The following is a 3,188-nucleotide window of genomic DNA, read 5'->3' as shown; positions in this document are numbered from 1 at the left end:
TTAGCACATCTAATTTTATCTGCTTCAATATTTCTTAATTTTTCAAAATCTTTAATACCCTTCGTTTCTCTTACAAGATAAAGCGTATCATCTTCGTGCTTAACTATAGCCCAATCAGGATTATATGTTCCTATAGGTGTGTCAATCTTAAACCATGAAGGAAGCTTTACGAATAATTTTATGTCATCGCGCATATCCAGGCTTTCGGCAAATCGCTTTTCAATTTCAGAATCGTATTCAATGGCGTCATATACTGATTTTTTAACTTCAATTAGATTGTTTAAATAGCTTACAATTTCCGTTTCCTCAAATAACCTCATCTCATATTCCTGTCCGACTATCTTCTCATATTTAATGCCATCCACAATTAATTTATGAAGCTCATTTTTTATTAATCGAGCAACTGAATCCATAAACTTCTGGGGGTTTAAAGGAAATTCTTCGATTCTACCGGAATTTATCAATATTCGCACTATTGTATTTCTGGTTAACTCGGTTTCTTTCTGTAAATATGCAAGAATATCCGGTAAATTCACTTCATCCTCGTAACAAGAAGATGCAGTTTCCTGAACTCTTAATTCTTTAGTTCCAATGCCCTTTTCTTGAATGTCCACTTCCGCTTTTCTGTAGATAATTTTTATCTTTTCTATCCGGTCCATTTCTCTTATGGCTTTTGAAGCTTTTTCAATTAAAACATCCGTGTCATATTCCACTGAATATGTTGTTTTGGGTTTAATTTTATCCCAAAGCTTCCTAAACTCATCATCAAGATATATCATTTTATTTATTTTCAAAGTTTTTCTATTATTCCTATTAACAACATGTTCAGAAAACAGATAGCTTTGAACGATATCAATAACCTGGTGTTTTACATCTTGAAATTCTGGGCTAAGCTTAACTTCAAAATATTTATCCGAAGGATTAAATTTAGGCTGGATTTGGCCATTCTCATCAATATGTCCCTGCTGTTTTAATTCTTCCCAAATCTTTTGCGATTTTTCGTCTCCTAATGTCGTTTCTTGATTATTAATAACTTGTATAATTTTTGCAAAGGCATTTTTACTCACAGCCCCAAAGTGGACATTAAAATCTTCCTCTATCTCAGTCTGAAGTTTTTTGGCAAAATCCTCATAGCTTTCATTGGCAATAACGGTAAGACGATTAATTGTTTCATCAAATATCCGCTCTCCTTGCTGGTTAACCGGCAACCTGAGTCCTCGCCCGATTTCCTGTCTCTTTTTCATTTCCGACTTTGTTTCATTGAGTGTACATATCTGAAACACATTGGGGTTGTCCCACCCTTCTCGTAAAGCAGAATGACTAAAAATAAAACGTAGTGGCTCATTTAAAGACAGTAACTGTTCCTTATTTTTCATAATCTTATTGTAAACATCTTCATCTGCCAGAGTGCTGCCTGAAGTATCCTTTAAAATACCTTTTTTATCTACAGCAAAATAACCATCGTGAAGCTTTTCAAGTGGGAATTTTAGCAAATCCTTATAACGCGGTTTTTGGATTAACTCATTAAAATATTCCTCAAACCACAAAGCTATTTTCCCTTTTACAGGATTGCCTTGCTCATCATAAGAGCGGTAATTCGCCACTCTATCAACAAAAAATAACGAAAGAACTTTAATTCCTTTGTCTTTAACCTTTAGTTCCTTCTCCAAATGCTCTTGTATAGCATTTCTAACCTGAACTTTCATAATGTCATCAGTTAAACCACCCTGACTTTGTCCTAAACTGAGGGTCATACCGTTGGTAAATGAAATATATTCATTACCCGGTTCGGCATTAATTTCGTTGATAACATAACCGTTTCGATAGTTTTCCCGCTCATTTGATTTGATAAATAAATCATCTCCTGATCTAACTGTCACATTTTTAAGTTTCGGACCGCTTGACGAATCCACATGTATAGACAATTTAGCCCTGATTCCGTTTTGATTATCAACAGCTCTAAATCGAATAAAAGGTTCATTAAAATATTCTTCACTCAAAACAGATGCAACCTCAATTCGTTTTACCAAACGCATATTATAGGCCTTAATAGGATCAAGTTTATAAAGCAGATTATAAGGATTTCTATGCGTAGCAGAATAACGCATAGTGCAAAGCGGATTTAAGGTTTCAATAGCCTCTTTTGCCTTTGGGGTATTATCAACACTTTGAGGCTCATCTATAATGGCTATCGGGTGCGTTGCCCGGATAAACTCAATAGGTTTTCTACCTGACAATTTATCGCTTTCTCTGTGGATAATATTACTCTTTTTTTCCTCATCTTTATCTTTTAAAGTTTTCCTGAATGCATCGATATTTATCACCATTATCTGAATGTGATTACTGGCAGCAAACTGACGCACTTGATTAATTTTTTTTGAATCGTAGACAAAATAATCATACGAAACGTTATTATAAAGATGCAGAAAATGCTCTTTAGTAATATCGAGGTTTTTTAAGACACCTTCTCTAATCGCAACACTGGGAACAACAATGACAAATTTTTTAAAACCGTATTTTTTATAGAGCTCAAAAATAGTACGAAGATATACATAGGTTTTACCGGTACCCGTCTCCATTTCTATTGAAAAATGCCTACCTTGAAAGGAAGAGACCTTTTCAATGTCATTATGCTCCTGGATTAAATGTATATTCTTTAGCAAAGCAGGTTTATCTAAGATAAGGTTATTCCCTATCCCTAATTCAGTCTGGAAAATCCAGTCCAGCCTTTTAAAACCTATTTCAAGATCACCTTCTGATAAAGGCTTGCCGTTAAACACTTCGGTCATTGCGTTTACCGCATCGATTTGAAATTGTAAATTTGGGTCAAATTTTAATTTCATAACTTAAGCTCCCTTTATGTGTGTTTACTTTAGCTCTTGACTTTATCAATGAACTCTAATGAATGATCTCCGGTTTCATCTAAATAAATAATATATGGCATATTTTCGCTCCGTTATATTTTCTACACCGTTCTAAAATCATCAACGCCTTTTGACTTCATAATCTGCACAGCGTTGGTTTTAAGCTGGTCATTGTTAGCAAAGCCCCGGTCCAAGCATATAACTCTGCCTGGCTGTTTTTCCGCCATCGCTTTTATAACCTCTTTTGTAAGCTCTTTTTCAAGACAGACAAGCATAGCTCCGCCTTCTATGGAATAAACAGCTTTTCCTACCAACTTAATCTTC

At 34.7% G+C, this 3,188-nt stretch carries 2 protein-coding genes; both read right to left on the bottom strand.

Annotation, left to right across the window (positions count from 1 at the left end; all coding sequences use genetic code 11):
* The coding region (locus J7K93_00030; GenBank protein MCD6115376.1) for a DEAD/DEAH box helicase family protein at positions 1–2,843 on the bottom strand (2,843 nt) is incomplete at its 3' end.
* A 122-nt stretch (positions 2,844–2,965) separates the two neighbouring features.
* Positions 2,966–3,188: site-specific DNA-methyltransferase (locus tag J7K93_00025; GenBank protein ID MCD6115375.1), on the bottom strand; the 223-nt coding region annotated here is incomplete at its 5' end.

It is taken from the genome of bacterium (assembly GCA_021158245.1).
Classification (GTDB): Bacteria; Zhuqueibacterota; QNDG01; order QNDG01; family QNDG01; genus QNDG01.
Note: the sequence above shows the minus strand (reverse complement) of the source record. Positions and strands in the feature narration are given on the sequence as shown.